Annotated in this window: 17 protein-coding genes and 1 riboswitch; of the genes, 4 read left to right on the top strand and 13 right to left on the bottom strand. The window is 63.2% G+C overall.

Annotation, left to right across the window (positions count from 1 at the left end; translation table 11 throughout):
* Positions 1-516: 516 nt before the first annotated feature.
* The 13 genes from MCHLDSM_RS08030 to MCHLDSM_RS07980 form a co-directional block, all read right to left on the bottom strand.
* On the bottom strand, positions 517-3900 hold the full coding sequence (locus MCHLDSM_RS08030) for a pyruvate carboxylase (RefSeq protein ID WP_048469604.1): 3384 nt from the start codon (positions 3898-3900) through the stop codon (positions 517-519).
* 57 nt (positions 3901-3957) lie between these two features.
* The gene (lpdA, locus tag MCHLDSM_RS08025) at positions 3958-5325 is read right to left on the bottom strand and encodes a dihydrolipoyl dehydrogenase (RefSeq protein WP_048469603.1); all 1368 of its coding nucleotides are present in this window, start codon (positions 5323-5325) and stop codon (positions 3958-3960) included.
* Positions 5322-6299 carry a lipoyl synthase gene (lipA, locus tag MCHLDSM_RS08020; protein ID WP_048469602.1) on the bottom strand — a complete coding sequence of 326 codons (978 nt, stop codon included), beginning with the start codon at positions 6297-6299 and terminating at the stop codon, positions 5322-5324. Before lipA ends, lpdA begins: the two co-directional genes overlap by 4 nt.
* A gap of 26 nt (positions 6300-6325) precedes the next feature.
* On the bottom strand, positions 6326-7231 hold the full coding sequence (gene pdxS / locus MCHLDSM_RS08015) for a pyridoxal 5'-phosphate synthase lyase subunit PdxS (protein WP_109788771.1): 906 nt from the start codon (positions 7229-7231) through the stop codon (positions 6326-6328).
* Positions 7232-7245: 14 nt separating this feature from the next.
* Positions 7246-8625 carry an L-serine ammonia-lyase gene (locus MCHLDSM_RS08010; protein ID WP_048469600.1) on the bottom strand — a complete coding sequence of 460 codons (1380 nt, stop codon included), beginning with the start codon at positions 8623-8625 and terminating at the stop codon, positions 7246-7248.
* Positions 8622-9893, bottom strand: coding sequence for a serine hydroxymethyltransferase (gene glyA, locus MCHLDSM_RS08005; protein ID WP_048469617.1), 1272 nt, complete (start codon positions 9891-9893; stop codon positions 8622-8624). The genes MCHLDSM_RS08010 and glyA overlap by 4 nt, the downstream gene beginning before the upstream one ends.
* 11 nt (positions 9894-9904) lie before the next feature.
* The gene (gene gcvH / locus MCHLDSM_RS08000) at positions 9905-10306 is read right to left on the bottom strand and encodes a glycine cleavage system protein GcvH (RefSeq protein WP_048469599.1); all 402 of its coding nucleotides are present in this window, start codon (positions 10304-10306) and stop codon (positions 9905-9907) included.
* Positions 10307-10334: 28 nt separating this feature from the next.
* On the bottom strand, positions 10335-11450 hold the full coding sequence (gene gcvT, locus MCHLDSM_RS07995) for a glycine cleavage system aminomethyltransferase GcvT (protein ID WP_048469598.1): 1116 nt from the start codon (positions 11448-11450) through the stop codon (positions 10335-10337).
* 12 nt (positions 11451-11462) lie between these two features.
* A complete protein-coding gene (gene gcvP, locus MCHLDSM_RS07990; protein WP_218002889.1) occupies positions 11463-14243 on the bottom strand; it encodes an aminomethyl-transferring glycine dehydrogenase in 2781 nt (926 codons plus the stop codon).
* Positions 14244-14474: 231 nt separating this feature from the next.
* A riboswitch (glycine riboswitch) is annotated at positions 14475-14564 on the bottom strand.
* 510 nt (positions 14565-15074) lie between these two features.
* Positions 15075-15224 (bottom strand): hypothetical protein, encoded by a 150-nt coding sequence (locus tag MCHLDSM_RS40340; protein ID WP_109788770.1) that lies wholly within the window; start codon positions 15222-15224, stop codon positions 15075-15077.
* 112 nt (positions 15225-15336) lie between these two features.
* Positions 15337-15852 carry a gamma carbonic anhydrase family protein gene (locus MCHLDSM_RS35925; RefSeq protein ID WP_082168794.1) on the bottom strand — a complete coding sequence of 172 codons (516 nt, stop codon included), beginning with the start codon at positions 15850-15852 and terminating at the stop codon, positions 15337-15339.
* 174 nt (positions 15853-16026) lie between these two features.
* On the bottom strand, positions 16027-17649 hold the full coding sequence (locus MCHLDSM_RS07985; protein WP_048469596.1) for an FAD-binding oxidoreductase: 1623 nt from the start codon (positions 17647-17649) through the stop codon (positions 16027-16029).
* 508 nt (positions 17650-18157) lie between these two features.
* Positions 18158-18907 carry a FadR/GntR family transcriptional regulator gene (locus tag MCHLDSM_RS07980; protein ID WP_201780367.1) on the bottom strand — a complete coding sequence of 250 codons (750 nt, stop codon included), beginning with the start codon at positions 18905-18907 and terminating at the stop codon, positions 18158-18160.
* Between the two features lie 65 nt (positions 18908-18972).
* Between MCHLDSM_RS07980 and MCHLDSM_RS07975 the strand changes: the two genes are divergently transcribed.
* Genes MCHLDSM_RS07975 through MCHLDSM_RS07960 form a run of 4 tightly spaced genes read left to right on the top strand, consistent with a single transcriptional unit; the run spans position 18973 to position 24199 of the window.
* Positions 18973-20151, top strand: a complete 1179-nt coding sequence (locus MCHLDSM_RS07975) for a CaiB/BaiF CoA transferase family protein (RefSeq protein WP_048469615.1) — start codon at positions 18973-18975, stop codon at positions 20149-20151.
* A complete protein-coding gene (locus MCHLDSM_RS07970) occupies positions 20148-21626 on the top strand; it encodes an FAD-linked oxidase C-terminal domain-containing protein (RefSeq protein WP_082168792.1) in 1479 nt (492 codons plus the stop codon). Before MCHLDSM_RS07975 ends, MCHLDSM_RS07970 begins: the two co-directional genes overlap by 4 nt.
* Positions 21607-22812 (top strand): FAD-binding oxidoreductase, encoded by a 1206-nt coding sequence (locus tag MCHLDSM_RS07965; protein ID WP_082168791.1) that lies wholly within the window; start codon positions 21607-21609, stop codon positions 22810-22812. The genes MCHLDSM_RS07970 and MCHLDSM_RS07965 overlap by 20 nt, the downstream gene beginning before the upstream one ends.
* Before the next feature lie 22 nt (positions 22813-22834).
* Entirely contained in the window at positions 22835-24199 is a 1365-nt protein-coding gene (locus MCHLDSM_RS07960) for a (Fe-S)-binding protein (RefSeq protein WP_082168790.1), read from the top strand.
* Positions 24200-24232 lie beyond the last annotated feature (33 nt).

Here is a 24232-nt window from a genome sequence, read left to right as displayed (position 1 = left end):
GGGTCCAGATCAAGCCGTCACGACGCCACGCCGAAGCCCGGGTGGGTCCCGAATCAGACCGTCACACTGGTCCCGAATCAGACTGTCACCGCCACACGGATGTCTCGGGGAGTCCAGATAACATTCTCAACGCCGTAGTGCCGTTCGCGGACTGGGGCGGTGAATAGGGCGCGCCGTGCTGGTGCTGCAGCGCCAGCCCGGACACAGCAGCACCAGAACTGCGCCGTTAATCGATGTGGGAAGAAACGAATTCAGAGCCTCTGGCAGCGGAGCCGCTTTACCAGCCGGCGGGCAGCAGTCTTGGGACGCTGGAGTCAGAGGGTGGTGACCTCGACGTCGCCGAATGGCACCGCCGTGCAAAGTTGACCCGCCCAGCGGCGGTCCCACGCCATACCCGCCGCCGAGGTCCTGGATTGGCTAGCGGCGTATACCTGTTAAGGAAGCGCCCACCGTGCGCATCCCGTCGTCGAAGTTTGGGTACAACGGACCGCCTGGCCGCCGCAGGTGTAACGCGGGTCAGCTGAGGATTACCAGGAGGTCACCGCCTTCGACTTGGGCGGTGGTCGAGACGGCGACGTGTTCGACGGTGCCTGCCTTGGGTGCGGTGATCCCGGCCTCCATCTTCATGGCCTCGATGGTGGCGATCGTCTGCCCGGCCTCGATGGCATCCCCGAGCGCGACGGTGACGGTCACCACCCCGGCGAACGGGGCGGCCACCTGGTCGGGGTCGCCGCGATCGGCCTTCTCAGCCGTCGGCACCTCGGAGGCGATGTTGCGGTCACGCACCACCACCGGACGTAGCTGGCCGTTCATGATGCACATGACCGTCCGCATGCCGCGCTCGTCGGCATCGGAGATGGCTTCGAGCCCGATCAGCAGCTGTACTCCCTTTTCGAGCTGCACCCGGTGCTCATAACCGTGGCGCAAGCCGTAGAAGAACTGATTCGCGCTCAACTGGCTGGTGTCGCCGTAGAGCTCCCGGTGCGCCTCGAATTCGTTGGTGGGCCCGGGGAACAGCAGCCGGTTCAGCGTGGCCTGGCGCTTGGCGCCGGGCTGGGCCAGTACTGCCTCATCCTCATGCGACAGCGGGGTCTCGGGTTTTGCCGGACCGCGGCCGTCAAGTGCCTTGGTGCGCAACGGTTCCGGCCAGCCACCGACCGGATCCCCCAGCTCGCCGCGCAAGAACCCGACTACCGAATTCGGGATGTCATAGCGCGACGGGTCGGCGGCGAACTCCTCGGCCGAGATGCCCGCCGCCACCAACGCCAACGCCAGGTCCCCGACCACTTTCGAGCTCGGGGTGACCTTGATCAGCCGCCCGAGACTCCGGTCAGCGGCAGCGTAGTTGGCTTCGATCTCCTCGAAACGGTCATCGAATCCGAGCGCGATGGCCTGCTGACGCAGGTTCGACAACTGCCCGCCCGGGATCTCGTGGGTGTACACCCGCCCCGTCGGGGCGGGCAGGCCAGATTCGAAGGGCGCGTACACCTTGCGTAGCGCTTCCCAGTACGGCTCCAACTCACACACCGCGTCCAGCGACAATCCGGTGTCACACGCGGTGTGCGCCGCGGCCGCCACGATCGACGACAGTGCGGGCTGGCTGGTGGTGCCGGCCAGCGGGGCTGCCGCCCCGTCGACGGCATCGGCGCCGGCCTGCCAGGCCGCTAGGTAGGTGGCCAGCTGTCCACCCGGGGTGTCATGGGTGTGTACGTGCACCGGCAGCTCGAATCTGCTCTTGAGCGCGGAGACCAGGGTGGCGGCCGCGGGCGGGCGCAACAGTCCGGCCATGTCCTTGATGGCCAGCACATGCGCGCCGGCCTCGACGACCTGCTCGGCCAGTCGCAAGTAGTAGTCCAGGGTGTAGAGGTCCTCGGCCGGGTTGGACAGATCCCCGGTGTAGGACATCGCCACCTCGGCCACCGCGGTGTTGGTGGCGCGCACCGCATCGATGGCCGGGCGCATCGACTCGATGTTGTTGAGCGCGTCGAAGATCCTGAAGATGTCGATCCCCGTCGAGGTCGCCTCATCGACGAACGCGCTGGTGACGATCTCCGGGTACGGGGTGTAGCCCACGGTGTTGCGCCCGCGCAGCAGCATCTGCAGGCATATGTTGGGCAGCGCCTCGCGCAGCGCGGCCAGCCGCTCCCACGGATCCTCTTTCAGGAAGCGCAGCGCCACATCGTAGGTCGCCCCGCCCCAGCACTCCACCGACAACAACTGCGGCATCGTGCGCGCCACATACGGCGCCACCATCAACAGACCCGTCGAGCGCAACCGCGTCGCCAACAACGACTGGTGCGCATCCCGGAAGGTGGTATCCGTGACACCCACGGCGGGGCTGTCTTTGAGCCACTGGGCGAAACCCTGCGGGCCCAGCTCGACCAGCTTCTGCTTCGACCCTGCAGGCGGGGCCACCGACAGGTTCACAGCGGGCAGCTTGTCCTGCGGGTACACCGTCGACAGGCGTTCCCCGTGCGGCTTGTTGACCGTGACATCGGCCAGGTAACTCAGGATCTTGGTGCCGCGGTCGGCGCTCGAGCGTGCGGTCAGCAGCTCCGGGTGCTCATCGATGAAGCTGGTGGTCACCCGCCCGGCCACAAAGTCTGGATCGTCGAGCACCGCCTGCAGGAACGGGATGTTCGTCGACACCCCACGAATCCGGAACTCCGCCACTGCACGCCGGGCCCGGCGCACCGCGGTGCCGAAGTCCCGGCCGCGGCATGTCAGTTTCACCAACATCGAATCGAAATGCGCCGAGACCTCCGCACCCACCAGCGTGCCGCCGTCGAGGCGGATACCCGCACCACCGGGTGAGCGGTAGGCGGTGATCCGGCCAGTGTCCGGGCGGAACCCATTGGCCGGGTCCTCGGTGGTGATGCGGCACTGCAGCGCCGCCCCGTGCGGAACGATCGCCTCCTGGCTCAATCCGAGATCCGCGAGTGACTCTCCGGCCGCGATCCGCAACTGGCTCGACACCAGATCGACGTCGGTGATCTCCTCGGTGACGGTGTGTTCCACCTGGATCCGCGGGTTCATCTCGATGAACACGTGATTTCCGCGCTCATCGAGCAGGAACTCCACCGTGCCCGCACACGAATACCCGATCTGACGCGCGAACGCCACCGCGTCACTGCAGATCCTGTCCCGCAGCGCCGGGTGCAGGTTCGGCGCCGGCGCCAACTCGATCACCTTCTGATGGCGGCGCTGCACACTGCAATCGCGCTCATACAGATGAATGACATTGCCGTGGGTGTCGGCCAGGATCTGCACCTCGATGTGACGGGGATTGATCACCGCCTGCTCCAGGAACACCGTCGCATCCCCGAACGCCGACTCCGCCTCACGGGAGGCCGCCTCGATGGCCTCCCGCAGCGCGCCCGATTCTGCCACCCGACGCATCCCGCGCCCGCCGCCCCCGGCGACGGCCTTGACGAACACCGGGAATTCCATGTTCTCGGCGGCGGCCAACAAATCTTCGACATCGGCCGAGGGCGCCGAGGACGCCAGTACCGGCAGCCCCGCCTCACGAGCGGCCGCGATCGCCCGCGACTTGTTACCCGTCAGTTCCAGCACCTCGGCCGACGGACCGACGAAGATGATGTCCGCCGCCGCGCACGCCGCGGCGAGCTCCGGGTTCTCCGATAGGAAGCCGTACACCGGGTACACCGCATCCGCGCCGGCGGCCACCGCGGTCGAGACGATCTCATCGACCGACAGATACGCCCGGACGGGATGGCCAACCTCGCCGATCTGATACGACTCGTCGGCCTTCAGGCGGTGGACCGAGTTACGGTCCTCATACGGATACACCGCAACGGTGCCCACCTTGATTTCGTACGCCGCGCGGGTCGCCCGGATCGCGATTTCACCGCGATTGGCGACCAATACCTTTGAGAACACGTGTCTGTTTCCGTCAATTCTGCCCGGTGGGCACGCGGCCCATGCTCTGCGGGGCGGTCAGGCGTGAGCGTGGAAGGGGGCGCCGGAGACAGCGAGAAGTGCTTCGCCCAGGGCTTCACCCTGGGTGGGGTGTGCATGAATGAACTGTGCGGCAGCGTTGGCCGCGATGCTGAAGTTGTAGAGGATCTGGCCTTCGCCGATGAGTTCGCCCACTCGGTCACCGACCATGTGAACGCCCAGGACGGAGCCGTTGGGTGCGGTGATGACTTTGACTGCCCCTGCAGTCTTGAGGATCTGGCTGCGGGCATTGCCGGCGAGGTCGTGGGTCGCGACGGAGATGGTGTCGCCGTGCAGCTCCCGAGCGGCCGCTTCAGTGAGGCCCACCGAAGCGACTTCGGGTTGCGAGTAAGTGATCCGAGGGATCCCGAGGGCGTCGGGCAGCTCCGGGCTTCTCCCGGCGATCTCCTCGGCCAGGAAGAACCCGTGTTGGAAACCCCGATGGGCGAGCTGGGGACCGCGCACGATGTCGCCGGCGGCGAAGATGGACGGCACGGTTGTGCGGAGGCGTTCGTCCGTGACGACAAAGCCGTCCTCGACGGCCACACCGTGGCGTTCCAGCCGGTTCGGTGTCGTGTTGGGAACACGGCCTGCGGCAACCAGGAGCAGGTCGGCTTCAAACGAGTCACCGTTTCCCGTCGTGACTTTGACTCCGTCGGCGTGTGTTTCGACGCTGGCGACTTCGGTACCGGTCTTGGTGGTCACCCGGCGGCGTCGGAAGGCCCTTTCGAGGTGGGGGGAGACGAACGGGTCCTCGCCCGCCAGCAGGCGCGGGAGGGTTTCGATAACGGTGACCTTGGCGCCGAAAGATGCCCAGAGGCTGGCGAATTCGACTCCGATGACACCGCCGCCGAGGACGATGACCGATTTAGGGATGAAGGACAGGTGGAGCGCTTGATCGCTCGTGATGACTTTCTCACCGAGTTCAACTCCGGGCAATATGCGCGGTAAGGAGCCGGTGGCCAAGACGATTGACTCGGCGTGTACTGCATTGTCGCCGACTTGAATGGTGTGGGGCCCGGCCAACTCGCCGCGGCCGCTGATGACGGTGATGCCGCGGCCGGTGAGGAGCCCGTCGAGTCCTTGGTGTAGCCGTCGGACAATGGTGTTTTTGAACGTGTGCAGTTGGTTGACGTCGATGCCCGAGAAGGCTGCTGTCACGCCGAATTGGTGTGCCTGGCGGGCGCCGTCGGCGATTTCGGCGGCATGCAGGAGCGCTTTGGTCGGGACGCAGCCGCGGTGGAGGCAGGTTCCTCCAACCAGGTCTTGTTCCACGAGTGTCACGGTGAGCCCGAGCTGGTTGGCGCGCAGTGCTGTGGCGTATCCGGCCGGGCCTCCTCCGAGGATGGCGATGTCGGTACTGGTCAAAGGTCTGTCCTTAATGTGCTGTGTCGGTGGTCGCCGTGTTGAGCGGCGGCAAAACGGTCGAGTAGGGCTGCGCGGTACAGGCGGCCGGCGCGGTATGACGAGCGGACAAGGGGTCCCGAGAGCACCCCGAGGAAGCCGATGCAGCGAGCCAGCTTGTCGTAGTCGTCGAACTCCGCGGGAGTAATCCACCGAGCGACGGGATGGTGGCGCGGGCTGGGGCGCAGGTATTGGGTGATGGTGATGAGTTGACACCCGGCCGAGTGGAGGTCGCGCAGAGTTGCCTCGACTTCTCCGGGGTCTTCACCTATACCAAGAATGAGGTTGGACTTGGTGATCAGACCTTGGGTGCGGGCGCGGGTGACAACGTTTAGCGAGGTGCGGTAGTCGAAGGCCGGGCGGATGCGGCGGAACAGTCGCGGAACGGTCTCGATGTTGTGCGCCAGAACTTCCGGGCCGCTGTCGTTGACCTGATCGAGCTGCTCAGTTCTGCCGCCGAAATCCGGGATGAGCAGCTCGACGCCCGTGTCGGGGCATTGTTGGTGGATCTGACGCACGGTTTCGGCGTAGAGCCACGCACCACCGTCGTCGAGATCGTCACGTGCCACACCCGTGACGGTGGCGTACCGCAGTCTCATCGTGGCGATAGATCGCGCCACTCGCCGCGGCTCGTCGCGATCGAGCGCTGATGGCCTGCCGGTGTCGATCTGGCAAAAGTCGCACCTGCGGGTGCACTGGTCTCCGCCGATGAGGAAGGTAGCTTCCCGGTCTTCCCAGCATTCAAAGATGTTGGGGCAGGCCGCTTCCTGGCAGACGGTGTGCAGCTTCTCGTGTTCCACGAGCGCCGTGAGTGCCCGGTACCCGGGTCCGGTTCTGACCTTGGTTTTCATCCAGGGCGGTTTGCGTTCGACGGGCGTGTGCGCGTTGCGAACTTCCAGCCGCAGCAGACGCCGCCCGTCGGGGGACGGTGTGTTCATCGCAGGTGTCTTGTGTAGCCGGTGCGTTACCAGCCGCGTTCTGCGAGGCGGTGCGGGACCGGGATGTCGTCGACGTTGATGCCGACCATCGCCTCACCCAGGCCGCGGGAGACCTTGGCCAGCACGTCGGGATCGTCGTAGAAGGTGGTGGCCTTGACGATCGCGGCGGCGCGCTCAGCCGGGTTGCCCGACTTGAAGATGCCCGAACCCACGAACACGCCCTCGGCGCCGAGCTGCATCATCATCGCCGCATCAGCCGGGGTGGCGATACCGCCGGCTGTGAACAGCGTGACGGGCAGTTTCCCGGCGCGGGCCACCTCGACCACGAGGTCGTACGGGGCCTGCAGTTCCTTGGCCGCGACGTAGAGCTCGTCCTCGGACAACGAGGTGAGCCGGCGGATCTCGCCGCCGATCTTGCGCATGTGGGTGGTGGCGTTGGAGACGTCCCCGGTGCCGGCCTCACCCTTGGAGCGGATCATCGCCGCACCCTCGGTGAGGCGCCGCAGCGCCTCGCCCAGGTTCGTCGCACCGCACACGAACGGCACGGTGAACTTCCACTTGTCGATGTGATTGGAGTAGTCCGCGGGGGTCAGCACCTCGGACTCGTCGACGTAGTCCACGCCCAGGCTCTGCAGGATCTGCGCCTCGACGAAATGGCCGATGCGCGCCTTGGCCATCACCGGGATGGTGACCGCGTCGATGATGCCCTCGATCATGTCGGGATCACTCATCCGCGACACCCCGCCCTGGGCCCGGATGTCGGCGGGCACGCGCTCGAGCGCCATCACCGCCACCGCACCCGCGCCTTCGGCGATACGCGCCTGCTCAGGGGTGACCACGTCCATGATGACGCCGCCCTTGAGCATCTCAGCCATACCACGCTTGACTCGGGAGGAGCCGGTCCGGGGCGCGGCAGCGAAGTTGTTGGTCATGTGGTATCCGATCGTCAGCATTCCACCACGTTGACCGCGACGTTGATCGCGAGCCCGCCGGTGGAGGTTTCTTTGTACTTGCTGCTCATGTCGTATCCGGTGGAGCGCATGGTCTCGATCACCTCGTCCAGACTCACCCGGTGCGTGCCGTCGCCGCGTAGCGCCATTCGCGCGGCATTGATGGCTTTGCCTGCTGAGATGGCGTTGCGTTCGATGCAGGGGATTTGAACCAGCCCAGCGATGGGGTCGCAGGTGAGTCCGAGGCTGTGTTCCATGGCGATTTCTGCGGCGTTCTCGACCTGGGCGGCTGTGCCGCCGAGGATCTCGGCGAGGCCGGCGGCGGCCATGGCCGCCGCAGATCCGACTTCACCCTGACAGCCCACTTCGGCGCCGGAGATTGAGGCGCGTTCTTTGAACAGCGATCCGATGGCTCCCGCGGTGAGCAGGAAGGTGATCGCGGTGTCGTCCGGGTCGGCTTTCCCGGCTTTGGTGTAGTGGGTGGCGTAATGGAGCACGGCGGGCACGATGCCGGCTGCCCCGTTGGTGGGGGCGGTGACCATGCGTCCCCCGGAGGCGTTTTCTTCGTTGACGGCCAGGGCGACCAAGTTGACCCAGTCTTCGGCGAACTCGGGGGCGTGTGTGGGGTCTTCGGCGTGCAGGCGTTCGTGCCATCGTTTGGCGCGCCGACGCACCCCCAGGACTCCGGGAAGTGTTCCGTCTCGCTCGATTCCGCGTGCGGTGCAGTCCACCATGACGTCGCGAATGTGGAGAAGCTGAGTACGGATCTGGTCGTCGGTGCGTTTGAATCGCTCGTTGGTCAGCGCCACTTCGCTGATCCGCATGTTGTGGGCTTCACACAGCTCGAGTAGTGCGCGAGCCGATGCGTAGGCCATCGGGGGATCGAAAGCATCGGTCGGGCTGGTGCTTTCGTTTTCGGTGACGATGAAACCGCCACCGATCGAGAAGTAGGTCTCCGTGGTGAGGGCGGTATCTCCAGCGGTAGCGGTGAAGGTCATCCCGTTGGTATGCCTGGGTAGCACTTCGTCTGGGTGCAGAGTTATGCCGTCTTCGGTGAGTGGGACCGGGCTGGTGCCACCGACACATGTGGTGCCGGTGCGGTGAATCCGCTGCAGGGTGTTTTCCTGCTGCTCGGTGGTGATGGTTTCGGGTCGATGCCCTTCGAGACCGAGCAGCACTGCTGACATGGTGCCGTGCCCGGCTCCGGTCGCGGCCAGGGAGCCGAAGAGGTCTACCCGCATTCCGGTTACCGTCGGTAGCAGATTGCAATCGCGGAGCGTTTGTACGAAATCTGCAGCGGCGCGCATCGGCCCCACCGTATGCGAACTGGAGGGCCCGATGCCTACAGAAAACAGTTCGAACACGCTGACGGTCATAGGAGGCCCGGGTAGAGGGGGTACTTTTCGGTGAGCGCGGTGACCTGGGCCGCCAGCTCAGCAGTCTCTGCTTCCGTGGAGGCGGTCAGTGCGCCGGCAATGATGTCGGCGACGGCGCTGAAGTCGTCGGGGCCGAAGCCACGGGCGGCCAGGGCGGGTGTTCCGATGCGAAGTCCGGAGGTGACCATCGGCGGGCGCGGGTCGAAGGGGACGGCGTTGCGGTTGACGGTGATGCCGACCGCAGCGAGCCGGTCTTCGCCCTGTTGGCCGTCGATGGCGGCATTGCGGAGGTCGACGAGGACCAGGTGGACATCAGTGCCGCCGGTGACTACCGAGATGCCGGCTGCGGCTACGTCGGGCTGAGACAGTCGGTCAGCGATAATTTGGGCACCCTCGAGGCAGCGTTGCTGACGCTCGACGAAGGCGGGTTCGCCCGCCATTTTGAATGCGACGGCTTTGGCGGCGATGACGTGCTCCAGGGGTCCGCCTTGTTGACCGGGGAACACCGCTGAGTTGATCTTCTTGGCGAGGGCGGCGTCGTTGGTCAGGATGATTCCGCCGCGGGGGCCGCCGAGCGTTTTGTGGGTGGTCGAGGTCACTACATGGGCATGCGGCAAGGGGGAGGGATGCAGTCCGGCGGCCACAAGTCCAGCGAAGTGGGCCATATCCACCATCAGATAGGCGCATACTTCGTCCGCTATTTCACGGAACCGGGCGAAATCCTGCTGACGTGCGTAGGCAGACCATCCTGCGATGATCAGTTTCGGTTGGTGCTCACGGGCGGCGGCGGCGACCTCCTCCATGTCGATCAGGTGGTCTTCTTTGGACACCCCGTAGGCAGCCACCTGGTAAAGGCGACCAGAGAAGTTGAGGCGCATACCGTGGGTGAGGTGGCCTCCACAATCAAGCGAGAGTCCCAGGATGGTGTCCCCGGGAGTGATCAGAGCGTGCATCACTGCGGCATTGGCCTGGGCGCCGGAATGTGGCTGTACGTTCGCGAATTCAGCACCGAAGAGCGTTTTGATGCGCTCGAGTGCCAATCGTTCGACGGTGTCGATGTGCTCGCATCCGCCGTAGTAGCGCCGCCCCGGGTAACCCTCGGCATATTTGTTGGTCAGCACCGAACCCTGGGCCTCCATCACCGCCACCGGGGCATGGTTTTCGGAGGCGATCATCTCCAGACCGGTCCGTTGGCGGTCAAGTTCGAGGCCGATGGCCTCGGCAACGGCCGGATCGTAGTCGGCCAGACGTTGGTCGAGCACCGACAGCACCGACATCTTCAGGCTCCGTTCTTCTCTGCGTACTCTTGGGCGGTCAGCAGTGTCCCCAACTGTGTGGGCTGCACCTCGAACAACCACCCGCTGCCGTAGGGGTCCTGGGTGACCAGGCTGGGATCGTCGATCGCTGCTTGATTGAGGGAGGTGACCTCTCCGCTGACGGGTGGGTAGAGGTCAGAAACAGTCTTGGTGGATTCGACTTCGCCGCATGTGCGGCCGGCCTCTATCTCGCTGCCCACCTCGGGGAGGTCGAGGAAGACCAGTTCACCCAGTGCCGCTGCTGCGACCGAGGTGATTCCGACGCGGACCGGGGAGGTGGGAACACTTGTTTGGCCGGGGCTGATCATGATCCACTCGTGCTCGTCGGTGTAGCTCCGGTCAGCGGGAATGTTATTTAACGGCATGAAATCTCCTTTAAGTAGGTGGAACCGGTCAGCTACGCCGGTAGAACGGCAGTGCGGTGATCTCGAACGGTTCCTTCTTGCCGCGGATATCGACGACAAGTAGGGCGCCGGGCTGGGCGACACCTGAGGCCACGTAAGCCATCGCGATGGGGTAGCCGAGTGTAGGGGACAGTGCGCCGGAGGTGATGGTGCCGACGGCGCCATCAATGTCATCGCGGTGCACGCTGTATCCGGTGCGGGCTGCGCGTTTGCCGACTCCTTTGAGGCCAACCAAAGTGCGGTTGGTGGGCGCTGCGGCGATCGGCTCGAGGGCGTTGCGCCCCACGAACTCTTTGGTCAGGCGCACCACTTTTCCTAGCCCGGCTTCGTACGGGTTGGTGTCGGCGGTGAGCTCCTGACCGTAGAGCGGCATGCCGGCCTCCAGGCGCAGGGTGTCTCGGCATGCCAGACCGGCGGAGATCCCACCGCGGGCAGTGGTTGCCTCCAGCAAGGAACGCCACAGGGGGACAGCGTGTGCTCGGGTGACGTACACCTCGAAACCGTCTTCGCCGGTGTAGCCGGTGCGGGCGAGAAGAACCTGATAACCCGCGATCACCGCAGGGGTGATCGCGTAGTACTTCAGAGCGTGCACGGTGTTGGTGAACGATTTAGGAACAGCGGAATTGATGATGGACTCCGAGGCCGGTCCCTGCACGGCGATCAACGCGTAGTCGGAGGAACGGTCAGTCACCGACACTTCGAACTGGCTTGTGCGAGTGGTCAACTCGGACAGCACCACCGATGTGTTGGCGGCATTTGCGACAACCAGGAATTGTTCGTCGGCGAGGCGGTAGGTGACAAGATCGTCGAGGACGCCACCGGCGTGATCGCACATCAGTGAGTACTTCGCCTTGCCGACGGCCACCTTGGACAGCTCGCCGACCAGCGCATAATCCAGGGCCGCAGCCGCTCCTGGCCCTTCGACGAAAATCTCGCCCATGTGCGAGATATCGAAGATGCCCGCCGCGTCTCGGACAGCGCGATGCTCGGCAAGTTCACTGGTGTACTTGACGGGCATCTGCCAACCGGCGAAGTCCGTGAAAGAAGCCTTCAGCGCCTGATGCTCGGCAACTAGCGGCGACGCTTTGGCGGTCTGGGTTGTCATCCGCTGATCTCCTCAGAGGTGGTCGCTAAGGCTTCGGGCAAGTGGGCACGAGCACATAAGGTTGCGATCACCGTGTCCTCCGTTGATGCGCTGAACGGGTGGCCAGTACTTGTGAAAATCCACGCGCGGTAGGGGATAGGCAGCCTGCCGTCGGGTGTAGGGAAGTTCCCATTCGTCGGATGCGATCTGTTCAGCAGTGTGGGGCGCATTGCGCAGTGGGCTGCGTTCAATCGGCCAGGTTCCCGTGGCGACATGGTCGATTTCTCGGCGTATGGCGATCATCGCGTCGATAAAACGTTCGAGCTCGGACAGGTTCTCCGATTCGGTGGGTTCGATCATGAGAGTTCCGTTGACCGGAAGTGACAGGGTGGGTGCGTGGAAGCCGTAATCGATCAGACGCTTGGCGACGTCCTCGGCGGTGACCCCGGTCTGACGGGTGAGCTCACGCAGGTCGACGATGCACTCGTGCGCGACCAACCCGGCCGGTCCGGTGTAAAGCACGGGATAATGGTCTGACAGCGATTTGGAGATGTAGTTCGCCGACAGCACAGCAGTGCGCGTGGCGCTGGTGAGACCGTCCGGCCCCATCAGGGCCAGATACGCCCACGTGATTGGCAAGATGCCCGCCGATCCATAGGCGGCTCCGGCAATGGCCGGTTGCGCGGAGGAGTCCGGGCAGAGGGGGTCGCCAGGGAGATAGGATGCTAGGTGAGCGCGCACCGCGACGGGGCCGACGCCAGGTCCGCCCCCGCCGTGGGGGATGCAGAAGGTCTTGTGCAGGTTCAGGTTTGAAACGTCGCCACCGAATTTTCCTGGCCGCGCGAGCCCGACAAGCGCGTTCATGTTGGCGCCGTCGATGTAGACCTGGCCGCCGGCGTGGTGCACCAGCTCGCATACCCTGGTGACCTGCTCTTCAAATACCCCGTGTGTAGAGGGGTAGGTCAGCATGATGGCAGCGACGGTGCCGACGTGTCGGACGAGCTTGGCGCGGAGGTCTTCGATATCGATTCCGCCGTCGCTGGCCGTGGCCACCACTTGCACCTGCATGCCGGCCAGCACAGCCGAGGTGGCGTTGGTTCCGTGGGCGGACTGAGGGATGAGGCAGACGGTGCGCCGATCGTCGCCGCGTGACTCGTGGTAGGCCTTGATGGCAAGCAGCCCGGCAAGCTCTCCTTGTGACCCGGCGTTGGGCTGTAGGGAAACCCGGTCGTAGCCGGTGATCTCGCACAACCACTGCTCTAGGTCGGTTACAAGCTTCCGGTAGCCTGCGGTCTGGGTTGAGGGGGCGTGGGGATGGATCGACGCGAACCCGGGCCAGCTGATCGGCTCCATCTCGACTGCGGAATTGAGCTTCATGGTGCAGGACCCGAGCGGAATCATGGTGCGGTCGAGTGCCAAATCTTTGTCGGAGAGTTTGCGCAGAAAGCGCAGCATCGCCGTCTCTGACCGGTGAGCGTGGAAGACTGGTTGTTGGAGGAACGGTGATGTACGAATCATCGTTGAGGGAATTCTTACGCGTCGGGCGGCTACAGAATTGGCCTTGAAGATACGCAGTAACCGCGCGATGACATCATCGGAAGTGGTTTCGTCGCAGGCGATGCCGATGTGGTTGCTATCAATCAGCCGGAGGTTGATTCCTACGTGGTCAGCCTCACCGACGAGCGCGCGTGCCTCACCCGGCGTACGGACGACGATGGTGTCGAAGAATTGTTCCTCGACCACTGCGACGCCCGCCGCGTGCAAGTTCTCTGCGAGGTGCCGAGCGTGATCGTGCACCCGCGTTGCGATGGCCCGCAGACCATCGGGGCCGTGATAGACCGCGTACATCGCCGCAACGTTGGCCAGCAAGGCCTGTGCCGTGGAGATATTACTGGTGGTCTCGCGGCGGATGTGTTGTTCGCGGGTCTCCAGGGCGAGCCGGTACGCCGGTCGACCCGAGGCGTCCACCGAGACACCGACCAGCCGCCCTGGCAGCATCCGTTCGAGTCCCGAACGGACCGCCATATAACCGGCGTGCGGACCGCCGAAGAAGAGGGGGACGCCGAAGCGCTGCGCTGAACCGACGGCGATGTCGGCGCCCATCTCGCCCGGCGGTGTGATTATCGTCAACGACAGCGGATCGGCTGCGACTGTGGCCAGTGCGTTGTGCTCGCGGGCGTGGCCGATGACGGCTGCATAGTCGCGTACGGCGCCGCTGGCGCCGGGGCACTGCAGGACGACGCCGAATACCCCACCCTTGGCGAGCTCAGCGCCGACATGGGTGGCCAGATCTGTCACCACTACCTCGATGCCGATGGCAGCGGCGCGCCCTCGGACTACATTGAGGGTTTGCGGAAGGACATCGGCGTCGATGAGAACCCGATCGCGGCCGCCAGCTTTGGGGGCCGCGCGGTGCATCAGGAGCACCGCTTCCACAACCGCGGTCGCTTCGTCGAGCAGTGAGGCGCTGGCGATCGGCAGCGCCGTCAGCTCTTCGATCACAGTTTGAAAGATCAGCAGCGCTTCCAGCCGGCCTTGGGAGATTTCCTGTTGGTAGGGGGTGTAGGCGGTGTACCAGGCCGGTGACTCGAGCATGTTCCGGCGCACGACCGCAGGTGTGATCGTGTCGAAGTACCCGAGTCCGATCATTTGGACGCGAGTGACATTGGCGGCGGCCAGATCTCGGAGTGCAGATAGTACTTCAGCCTCCTCACGAGCAGACGGCAGCACCAGCGGGTCAACGGCCCGTATCTGGTGAGGCACAGCGTCGTTGATCAGGGCGTCCAGGCTGCTATAGCCCAAGGCGCTGACCATCTGCTGCTGCTCGGCGGCGTCTGGTCCGATATGTCGGCGCTCGAAAGCGTTGGTAAGAGGCTGCGCAACTTTGTCATACACGAGGTGAACTCCTTTTCACTGCACCCGGACGACCCGGGCGCTGAATAGGGCACCTCCCCGCTCTGTCCTGAAACCTGAGAGCTTGGCGCGTAAGCGCATTCACCTTCGGTAAGTATCCAAGAAAACCTGGACACTGTTCTCCAGAGTTGCCTCGGCGCTGCGGTACTGGGCCTGAGAGATTCCCGGGGAGGACATTGCTCCTACGGCGCCTCCTAAAGGAGGTTCTCCCGCTGCGCTTCGTCGGCGTATTCAATTGTGCGCGTCGCTGTGTCTCTAGTCTCGCTGAAGCCTAATAGAAGGTCAAGTGAACGCATTAGGCGGCTACTTGCGGAGAGATCGATGGATGTTGGAGCACAACATATTTACTACTCTGGTGTGGCGGGCAGGCCGACGCCTGCGTCTGCGCTGCCCGCCACCAGGGAGCCGATACACCCTCTTAGACTGTGTGGTTAGGGGGAGACACAGCACAGTCGTCGGTGTATCGGTGGGTCCAGGCTACTGGTGTTGACTCAGAGCCTTTCGAACCCGCGAGCCTTCTCCTAGTTGGTGATGCTTTGATCAAATTAGTCGAGTTCATGCTCGGCCATTCGTGCGTATTGCGCCACCACATCATCGCCGAATGTTTCTTGCGCCGTAGTGTTTTCGCGGAACAGTTCGAGTGCCGACCCAAGCGTTATTGGAACTCGGGGGCAGCCCGGGGTCGTAGGCATTCTCTGAGATCGGTTCCTGGAGCTCCGAACCGTCTTCAGTTTACTGTAGGGCCGCCGACACGATCGCGGCAAGCGCGAGGTATGGGTTGACGTCAACGCCTGCGAGCCGGTGCTCCAGGCGCAACGACTTTCCACTGCCGACTGTAGTTGCTGACGGGCCGCAAAGCCCGGTAGCCGCTACCCCGCGCATCCTCGCGGAGGTGGTCGAACAGCCACATCAGGGATTAGCGAGTTCGGTCATCGCTTCGTCTAATCGCTCAGATGAGCCGACAATAGTGAACGGCGCGCCGCTCGCCCGTCCGTCAGTATTGTCGGCCTGTAGCGTGCTCGTCGATGGCCTGAAGATACCTGGCTGCATTGCGTTTGATGCTCAGAAGTTCTGCCTCGGTTAGATTGCGGCGTACCTTCGCGGGTACGCCTGCGACCAACGACCCAGACGGAATTCTGGCGTTACTGAGAACCAATGCGTTGGCGGCGATCAAAGTGTTAGACCCGACGACGGCGCCATTCAATATGGTGGACCCCATCCCGACGAGCACATCGTCGCCGATCGTGCAGCTGTGGACTATTGCGTTGTGCCCCACGGAAACTCTTTGTCCGATCACGATAGGCTCATCAGGGTCGACGTGAAGCACGCACCCGTCCTGGATATTGGTTTGGTCGCCGATAGTGACCGGTGCTGTGTCCGCACGTACCACGGCGTTGTACCAGATACCCACCTGTTGCCCAAGTCGCACGTTGCCAATGACCACAGCATTTGGGCCTATCCAACACGAATCGGGAATTTGAGGGCGACCGTCGCGCAACTCGATCCTCATCGACCTTCCTCCAAGTATCTTTGCCCGCGTTCAGAATCGAGCGACTAGTTGACAGTTACAAATCCACCGAGGCTAGCCCGCTCAAGCGAAAGCCACCGCATGCTCTGCACTTGCGTGACGTTCAGTGGCCTCGCGCGTCATTGAGCGAGACCACCGAAATCGCAGGAGTGGCTGCTATAGCGGGTCGATCAGCACGCCCGGATTCATGATCCCGTTGGGATCGACGGTTTTCTTAACTGACTGCAGCGACGCGGCGAACAGATCGGGCCGTTGCTGGTCATACCAGGGGCGGTGGAACCTGCCGACCGCATGGTGGTGAGTGATAGTGCCGCCGCCGCTGAGTACCGCCTCGGAAGCAGCGGCCTTGATGGCCGCCCACTGTTCGATCTCCGCACCTTGCTTCGCCGGTGCCAACACGGTGTAGTAGGGAGCCGGGCCGTCAGGGTAAACGTGCGTGAAGCGGCATGCCACGACTGCGTCTCCGCATTCGCGTTTGGCTGCCGCGGTTGTGGCTTCCATGACGCGGGCATGCATCTCAGGGAAGGCGCTCCAAGTGCATGCGGTTTCGAATGTCTCGCGGAGCACGCCCATCCGGGTGTAGCCCTCCTTATAGTAGGGTCCGCGGACAAAGAAGTCGCGCCAACGCCCGGCCGCGCCGGAGTGTCCGGCCTCGGGGCCCGAAATTCCCTGCAAGGCTTCCGCACTCACCCTGCCGCCGAAGGACGCGCAGATTTCAGCACCACGCTGCATCCAGGGGCTCAGGTCGTGATCGGCGGACTCGAAAGCCAGCACCAATATTGAGTCGGTGGCCGAGGCGCCGGACAGCAGAGCTTCGGTTGGGTCGAGCAATCGGCAGTTGGCGGGCTGCAGGCCAGACTGCGCCAGCGCACGGATGGCGGCCACAGCGTTGTCGAAGTCCGCGAACGGCACCGACGCGGCGACTTTGAATTTCGGCTTGTCTTGTAGCCGCATCCACGCCTCGGTAATGATTCCCAGCGTGCCTTCTGACCCGATGAACATGCGGTCGGCCGATACTCCCGCACCGTCGGCCGGCAAGCGGCGGGTCTCCATGGTGCCGGCGGGGGTGACCACGCGCATCGACTGCACGTAGTCGTCGATCTGGGTGAATCCAGTAGCGAAGTGGCCGGCCGCGCGCGTAGCGACCCACCCACCGAGCGTCGAGAATTCGAAGGCCTGCAGGAAGAAGCGCATCGAATACCCGTGTGGGCGCAGCTGGGCGTCCATATCGGGGCCTAGAACGCCACCCTGGATCCGCGCTGACCGTGATTCGTGATCGATCTCGAGAACTTGGTTCAAGTGCCGGAGATCGACGGTCACAGCACCGCGGTAATCGTCGGAGATTACAGGTTCGATCCCCTGCGCCACCGAGGACCCGCCACCGTACGGAACGACAGCGACCGCATTGTCGTGGGCCCAATCGAGGATGGAGACTACGTCGTTCTCGTTTGTCGGGAAGGCGACAAAGTCTGGCGGGTTGTCGAATTTCCGTTCCAGACCTCGCACGAAGTCGCCCAGGTTCTTTCCTAGGGTGTGCTCGGCACGTGTCCAGGTATCTGACTTGCAGATGCCAGCCAACGTGGTGGGCGGTGCGACTCGGGGCTCACGGAGCTCGATTTCATCGATTGTTGGCGCTTTGGCCAAATCCTGGATAGGGAAACCGAATTTGTCCCGGATCATGTTTCCCAGGTCACCGACTTCGGCATCGGTGATCCCCGTATTGGCGAATCCCCAGCCCCAGAACTTCCTGGTCCGATCGTCCAGCTTTTGCTCGGACATAACTACCTTTCCTTTATTGTCGTGCGTCGTCGCGCTCGGCGGCGGCGCCCTGTTCCATCAGTAGAACCGTTCAGAGCAGACGGATGATCAGTCCGTAGGCCGCGCACACAACCCGAGGCCCACATGAGCGAGTAGCCGTAGTTGGCACCCGCGCCTGTTGAATCGATGAGATCGCCCGTATCTTTCAAGTCCATGCTCACCAAGTCCGGGGCCTGTCCCCCTGACGTAATCGGTCCACTTTTGTGGCGGCGTGGCCGTAGAAAGTCCAGTCGATTCTCGGGTGATACGCGACTTCGTTGTCATCGAACATCTCCTGGAAGGGGTGTTGTCCTGGCGGAACATGACCGCGGGGAGGCCTGGGCACCGCCGCTCGAGTTTCGTGGGCATGAGTTGCCCCATGACTGTAGGTCCTCCAGCGGTGATGGTCAGTCCATTACGGCGCTACGAAGACAATATGAGTGCGATCACTGCGACGCAAGACCGTTTTTCAGCTACCGAAGGAAAACTTTCACCATACGGAATTGGATGCCGGGTAGGTATGGTGAAGGTGGTCCTTCAGTGCCGCGGCTGCTGCATCCGCGTCGCCGGCGCTGATCGCGCGGAGGATGCGGCGGTGTTCGGCCTGCAAACGATTCGAGACCTCGGGCCAAGGACCTAATGCGCGCATGGCAGAGAGACGATGGCGCTCGACGGTGTCTCGCAACGCGCCCGTGAGGTAGGCAATTAGACGATTTCCGCAGGCCTGAGCGATGCTGGTATGGAAAATCGAATCGAGAGCGTTGAATTGCACGATATCGACGCCCGGCTTCTCCATTGCTTCCAGCATTTGGGTGAGTTGGGCGATCTCGGCGGCGGTAGCTTTGGTTGTCGCCTCTCGGACCGCCCATTCCTCTACGATCAGGCGGGTTTGCACGACCTCAACTTCAGCGAAGTTGCTTAGCCCGATGTGCAGCCGAAGCATGCTTGTCAGCGCGTCCGAGGGCTCGGTAGCCAGCACTTTGGCCGACTCCGGACCGGAGGTAACCCGCTCGGCGACTATGCCAAGCGCTTCCAGGGAGTGCAACGCCTCGCGCACAGATGGCCGGCTGACTCCGAGTAGCTCACTCAACTGCCGCTCGCTCGGCAGACGGTCGCCACGCTGAAGGCCTCCGTGCCGAATCCGCTCTTCGATTTGTTCGATGACCAATTCATGGACGCGCGCCCGGCGCACTCGTGTCCATCCTGTGGTCGTTGAGACGGAATTTTCTTGCACGCTCACCCATATGAGTTTACCGTGTAAGGCCTACCACGATGGTCTGACCAATGAAAAAGGAGCGGCCGGCGATGACGCCATCCGATGCGAACCGAGTTGACTGGGTGAAGGAAGGGCAGGGCAGCCTCTCGGGCGTACGGGTGCTCGACCTCAGTCGTATCTTGGCGGGCCCGTACTTGACGATGCTCCTCGGCGATCTTGGTGCCGATGTAATCAAGGTCGAGCGAGACGGCGGCGACGACACCCGTGCGTGGGGCCCCCCGTTTTCCCGGGGCGAGGCCACCTACTTCTGGAGCGCTAATCGCAACAAGCGATCGGTGGTCCTCGACCTCCAGAACCCTGATGATGCCGTCATTGCTACCGAGCTGGCCGCCACGGCCGATGTCGTAGTGGAGAACTTCCGGCCAGGCGTCGCCGATCGACTGGGACTCGGTTACGAACGGGTGTCGGCCCTTAACCCCAGGACCGTCTACTGCTCGATCTCCGCGTTTGGCGACTCCGATGCTGCTCGGGATTTAGCCGGATACGACCTGCTGGTCCAAGCGGTAGGCGGTCTGATGAGTATCACGGGCACCCAGGAAAGCGGCCCGATCAAGGTTGGCGTTGCGCTTGTTGACGTCTTAGCCGCCCTTCACGCTGCAGTAGGCGTCCTGGCTGCACTGCGCCACCGCGACGCCACCGGAGCCGGCCAGCGAGTAGACGTGACGATGCTGCAATCCTTATTGGCGAGTCTGGCGAATCAGGCGACAGCGTTTCTCGGAACGGGAGTTTCCCCTAAACCGATGGGCAACCAACATCCCTCTATCGCCCCTTACCAGACCCTGCAGGGCAGTGATGGGCAGATTGCACTCGCTTGCGGCAACGACCGCCAATTTCGAAATCTTTGCGACGCCTTGGGACTCGAAACCCTCGCCGGCGATGCCCGATTTGTCACCAACACCGAACGCGTCATCCATCGCGAGGAACTCATCACATTGCTGGAAGCGACCACAACTGGCCTGACCTGTTGCGACTTGTTGCAGCGCATGCGCCGCGCCGGGGTGCCGGCAGGTCCAGTGAACTCCATTGGCGAGGCGTTTGCGCTAGCAGAAAAACTAGGCCTCCAGCCGCAGCGGATGGTCCGCTCAGGCGATCGCGAAATCCCGCAGGTAAGCAGTCCCCTCCGGCTGTCAGCCGCGCCGGTGCGCTATGACCTACCCCCGCCCACGCTGCCTAAACGACAAGCTCCACAGGATGTGTCATCCCAATGACGTTACTCGAATCGGACCCGGCCACTCGTCACAAGGTGTTCTTGGAAACGCTTCGTGCGTATCTTCGCCCTGAAGCTGTCATTACCGATCCCACCGCGCTACGCACGTACGAGTGCGACGGTCTTACCGGATTCCGGGTCGTACCCACCGCTGTAGTGCTCGCCGACTCCACCGACGATGTTCGCCGGGCCGTCGCGGCGTGCCGAGAGTTCGCCGTACCCTACGTCGCCCGCGGAGCGGGCACAGGCCTCTCGGGCGGAGCGATGCCGACAGCGGACGGCATCGTCATCTCTCTTCAGCGGATGCGCCGGATTACCGGCATTGATGCTGAAAATTTGAGCGCCAGAGTTCAACCCGGTGTCACCAACGTTGACATTAGTAAGGCAGCCGCGCCGTTCGGTTTACATTTCGCGCCAGATCCGTCAAGTCAACAGGTGTGCACGGTCGGGGGGAATGTCGCGGAAAACTCCGGTGGCGCTCATTGCCTCAAGTACGGCTTCACCGTCCACCACGTTCTTGAGGTTGAGGTCGTTCTTCCCGACGGTTCGGCGGTTCGCCTGGGCGGAGTTAATCGGGAGCAGGTCGGTTTTGATCTCCTGGCGGCCGTCATCGGGTCGGAAGGCACCCTCGGCATTGTTACCGAAGTGGTCGTCCGACTTGTTCGCAATCCGGCGACGGTTCACACACTCTGCGCAGATTTCCCGTCAATCACAGCCGCCAGTGAGGCCGTCACTCGCATCATCGCAGCCGGAATCGTCCCGGCGGCCATTGAGATGATGGACGCTCTCGCGATTGAAGCTTCCGAGGCGGCGGTGGGCGCCGGATACAGCCTCGATACCGCGGCTGCACTCATTGTGGAGAACGACGGTCCTGCCGCCGAATCCTTCGTCGAATTCTTAGCCGTCGAGCAGATCTGCCGAGATTCCGCGGCGACCAAAATTCGGATCGCTCAAGATGCGACCGAGCGGGCCATCATTTGGCGCGGCCGGAAAGCGGCTTTCGCCGCGGTCGGGCGAATAAGCCCCGACTACATCGTGCAAGACGGGGTGGTTCCACGAACCCGGCTCGGCGAGATCCTTCAACGCATCGCGGACATGGCTGATGAGGCCGGCCTGCGGGTCGCCAACGTATTTCACGCAGGGGACGGCAACCTGCATCCACTCGTCCTCTACAGCGAGGCCGAGGGCCAGCTGCACCGCGCGGAAGAGCTATCCCGCGAGATTGCAGAACTTTGCGTTGAGATGAACGGCTCCCTATCGGGTGAACACGGCATCGGCACGGATAAGGCCTGCTCAATGCCGCGCATGTTCTCGGAGTCTGACCTCGAGGCAATGTGGCGACTCCGTCAGGCATTAGATCCGGAAGGGTTGTGTAACCCGGGCAAACTCCTACCGACGCCGCGTCTGTGCGGCGAGAAACCGGGCATCTACGTCCCGCACCCTCTGGAGGTCACCGGTGACATCGAACGCTTCTAGCATCCGGGAGGCTCCCCGACCGGAGTGGGCGCCAGAGAGCATCAGCGAAGTCACCGACTGTCTGCGGACTGCATCTCAGGACCATGCCACCGTGGGTGTTTCCGGTGCCGGCACAGCTCAGTGCTGGGGTGGGATGACAAATGCACAAACTCTCCTCCGCACGCATAACCTCGACGGCGTTTTACGCTACGAACCCGCCGATATGACCATCCAAGTCGGCGCAGGGATGCGTGTGGCTGATCTGCAGGCCGTGGTGGCCGAACACGGTCAGCGTCTGGCGATCGACACAGCGCGGATTGACCAGGGCGCCACCATTGGTGGGTTGCTCGCCACGGCCGACCAAGGCCCGATGCAGCTGGCGTTCGGCGGCCCGCGTGACCTCGTGATCGGAGCCGGGCTCGTTCTCATGGACGGTCAAGTGGTCCGATCCGGAGGGCACGTCATCAAGAACGTGGCCGGTTATGACCTCGCCCGGATGGTCTGTGGATCGCTGGGCACGCTAGCAGTGATCACCGACGCGACGTTCCGGCTTCATCCCGTGCCAGCGGCCACCGGGACTATGGCATTGGAGGTGGGCATTGATGAAGCGGTCATCTGTGCTAGAGCCATTGCACAGGCTGGTTTGCATCCTGTTGCTGCGGAGTGGTTTTCCGGCCGACTCCTGATCCGTTTCGAAGGCACGCAAACGGGTGTGCAGGACCGGCTCACCGCAGCTGCGAAGCTGGTTGGCGGGGCCGTCGGCACCCTGGACGCCACCGAGGCCAATGCAGAGTGGAAACAGCACGCGACCATCGCCAACCCGAACCAGCAGAGCGAGGCGCACACCACCGTCGTTCGAGGTCTTGCGCGGCCCACCGATGTCACGTCGCTAGTCCAACAAGCCAACCGCATCACCCTCGAGCAGGAAGCGCTGCCGACCGTCGCCGCCGCAGTTCTGTCCGGTCGCGTAGATCTGAAAGTGGATGCAGTCATCTTGTCTTCGCATGCCGCGGTGGTGACGCGGTGGCGTCGACACGTAGAGAACCTTGGTGGCTCGACTATTCTTCGTCACCGCTCCGACGAACTCACCGACTTGATCAGCGCGTGGGGCGCGCCACCATCGGCCATCGACGCCATGCGAGCCGTGAAGGCAGCTTTCGATCCAGATCATCTACTAGAACCCGGACGTTTCGATCCGTGGTTCTGACGGCCGCTTAAGGAGATGCACCATGCCCAGTTCGTTCGACGAACACAACCCACCGAAACCAGAGTTGCTGTCCGATTGCGTTCACTGCGGTTTCTGCCTACCGACCTGTCCGACCTACCAGCTGTGGGGCGAGGAAATGGACTCACCTCGAGGCCGAATTCATCTAATGAACCTGGCTACAGAGGGGCAGATCCCCATCGACGACAGCTTCGCTAAGCACTTCGACGCATGCCTGGGCTGCATGGCGTGTGTGTCCTCGTGCCCGTCCGGTGTGCAGTATGACCAGCTAATCGAGGCGGTACGCCCGCAGATCGAGCGCGCAGTGCCTCGCACAGTTGCCGACAGATTGTTTCGGGGACTGATCTTCTCGGTGTTCCCGTTCCCTGCCCGCCTCCGGGTGGTCGCACTGGGGGCGTGGCTGTACCAGGTCTCGGGACTTCGGTGGCTGCTACACACGAGCGGGTTTCTCCGCCTGTTGCCTGCGCGGCTGCAGGCTTTGGAGGCGTTGATGCCGCCGGTGACACTGCGCAATATTTTCAGTAGGCACCGCGGAGTCCGTCGCCCTATCGGTGAGACCCGCCGACGGGTTGCTCTCATCGCGGGCTGCGTCCAGCAGGTCTTCTTCGCCGAGGTGAACAAAGCTACGGTTCGGGTGCTGCTCGCTGAAGGGTGTGAGGTCATCACGCCCAAACAGGAATGCTGCGGTGCCCTCAGTGTGCACGCCGGGCGTGAAGATGAAGGTCTGGCGCGCGCCCGCAAGATGATCCAATCATTCGAAGATCTCGACGTGGATGACATCGTGGTAAATGTCGCCGGATGTGGTTCTACACTGAAGGAGTATGGAGGGCTGCTTGCCGATGATCCCGAATTCGCCATCCGCGCTGCAGAATTCAGTGCTAAGGTTCGCGACATTAGCGAGGTTTTAGCGGAGCTGCCCCCCCAAGCCCCGCGACACCCCATCGCAGCGCGGGTGGCATATCACGACGCTTGTCACCTTGCGCATGGGCAACAGATCCGCAAACAGCCCCGCGATGTGTTACGGACCATTCCCGAGCTCGAGCTGTTGGAGGTGCCCGAGTCTGAATTGTGTTGCGGCTCAGCAGGGACGTATAACATGGTGCAACCGGAGGCCGGCGAGGAGCTCGGAAACCGAAAGGCTGCTAACATCCTTCACACTCGACCCGACGCCGTGACCACCGGCAATCCCGGATGTTTGCTGCAAATAGCGCGTTACCTTGACGGGGTTCCGCTTTTCCACCCAATTGAGCTCATCGATGCGTCCATCCGGGGCGTCAACCTCCTTACGGCCACAGCGTCGAACCTCTCCGACGCGAATCCGCAGACCACTTTGAGCAGCTCGTCGAAGCTGCGCGCCGTGGGTGAGTGACCAGCCCATCACTGGCCGCATTGGGGGAGTCAA

This window comes from Mycolicibacterium chlorophenolicum (assembly GCF_001044235.1).
GTDB classification, from domain to species: domain Bacteria; phylum Actinomycetota; class Actinomycetes; order Mycobacteriales; family Mycobacteriaceae; genus Mycobacterium; species Mycobacterium chlorophenolicum.
The sequence above is the reverse complement of the archived record's forward strand: the minus strand, read 5'-3'. Positions and strand labels throughout refer to the sequence as shown.

Coding starts and splice junctions, on each gene's coding strand:
- gcvP (WP_218002889.1), bottom strand. CDS start 14,243: ATGGTCAGCGCCTTGGGCTATAGCAGCCTGGACGCCCTGATCAACGAC.
- MCHLDSM_RS35925 (WP_082168794.1), bottom strand. CDS start 15,852: ATGAGGATCGAGTTGCGCGACGGTCGCCCTCAAATTCCCGATTCGTGT.
- MCHLDSM_RS40340 (WP_109788770.1), bottom strand. CDS start 15,224: ATGCGCGGGGTAGCGGCTACCGGGCTTTGCGGCCCGTCAGCAACTACA.
- MCHLDSM_RS07960 (WP_082168790.1), top strand. CDS start 22,835: ATGCCCAGTTCGTTCGACGAACACAACCCACCGAAACCAGAGTTGCTG.
- gcvH (WP_048469599.1), bottom strand. CDS start 10,306: ATGCCGTTAAATAACATTCCCGCTGACCGGAGCTACACCGACGAGCAC.
- lipA (WP_048469602.1), bottom strand. CDS start 6,299: ATGAACACACCGTCCCCCGACGGGCGGCGTCTGCTGCGGCTGGAAGTT.
- gcvT (WP_048469598.1), bottom strand. CDS start 11,450: ATGACAACCCAGACCGCCAAAGCGTCGCCGCTAGTTGCCGAGCATCAG.
- pdxS (WP_109788771.1), bottom strand. CDS start 7,231: ATGACCAACAACTTCGCTGCCGCGCCCCGGACCGGCTCCTCCCGAGTC.
- MCHLDSM_RS07975 (WP_048469615.1), top strand. CDS start 18,973: ATGACGCCATCCGATGCGAACCGAGTTGACTGGGTGAAGGAAGGGCAG.
- MCHLDSM_RS07985 (WP_048469596.1), bottom strand. CDS start 17,649: ATGTCCGAGCAAAAGCTGGACGATCGGACCAGGAAGTTCTGGGGCTGG.
- MCHLDSM_RS07970 (WP_082168792.1), top strand. CDS start 20,148: ATGACGTTACTCGAATCGGACCCGGCCACTCGTCACAAGGTGTTCTTG.
- MCHLDSM_RS08010 (WP_048469600.1), bottom strand. CDS start 8,625: ATGACCGTCAGCGTGTTCGAACTGTTTTCTGTAGGCATCGGGCCCTCC.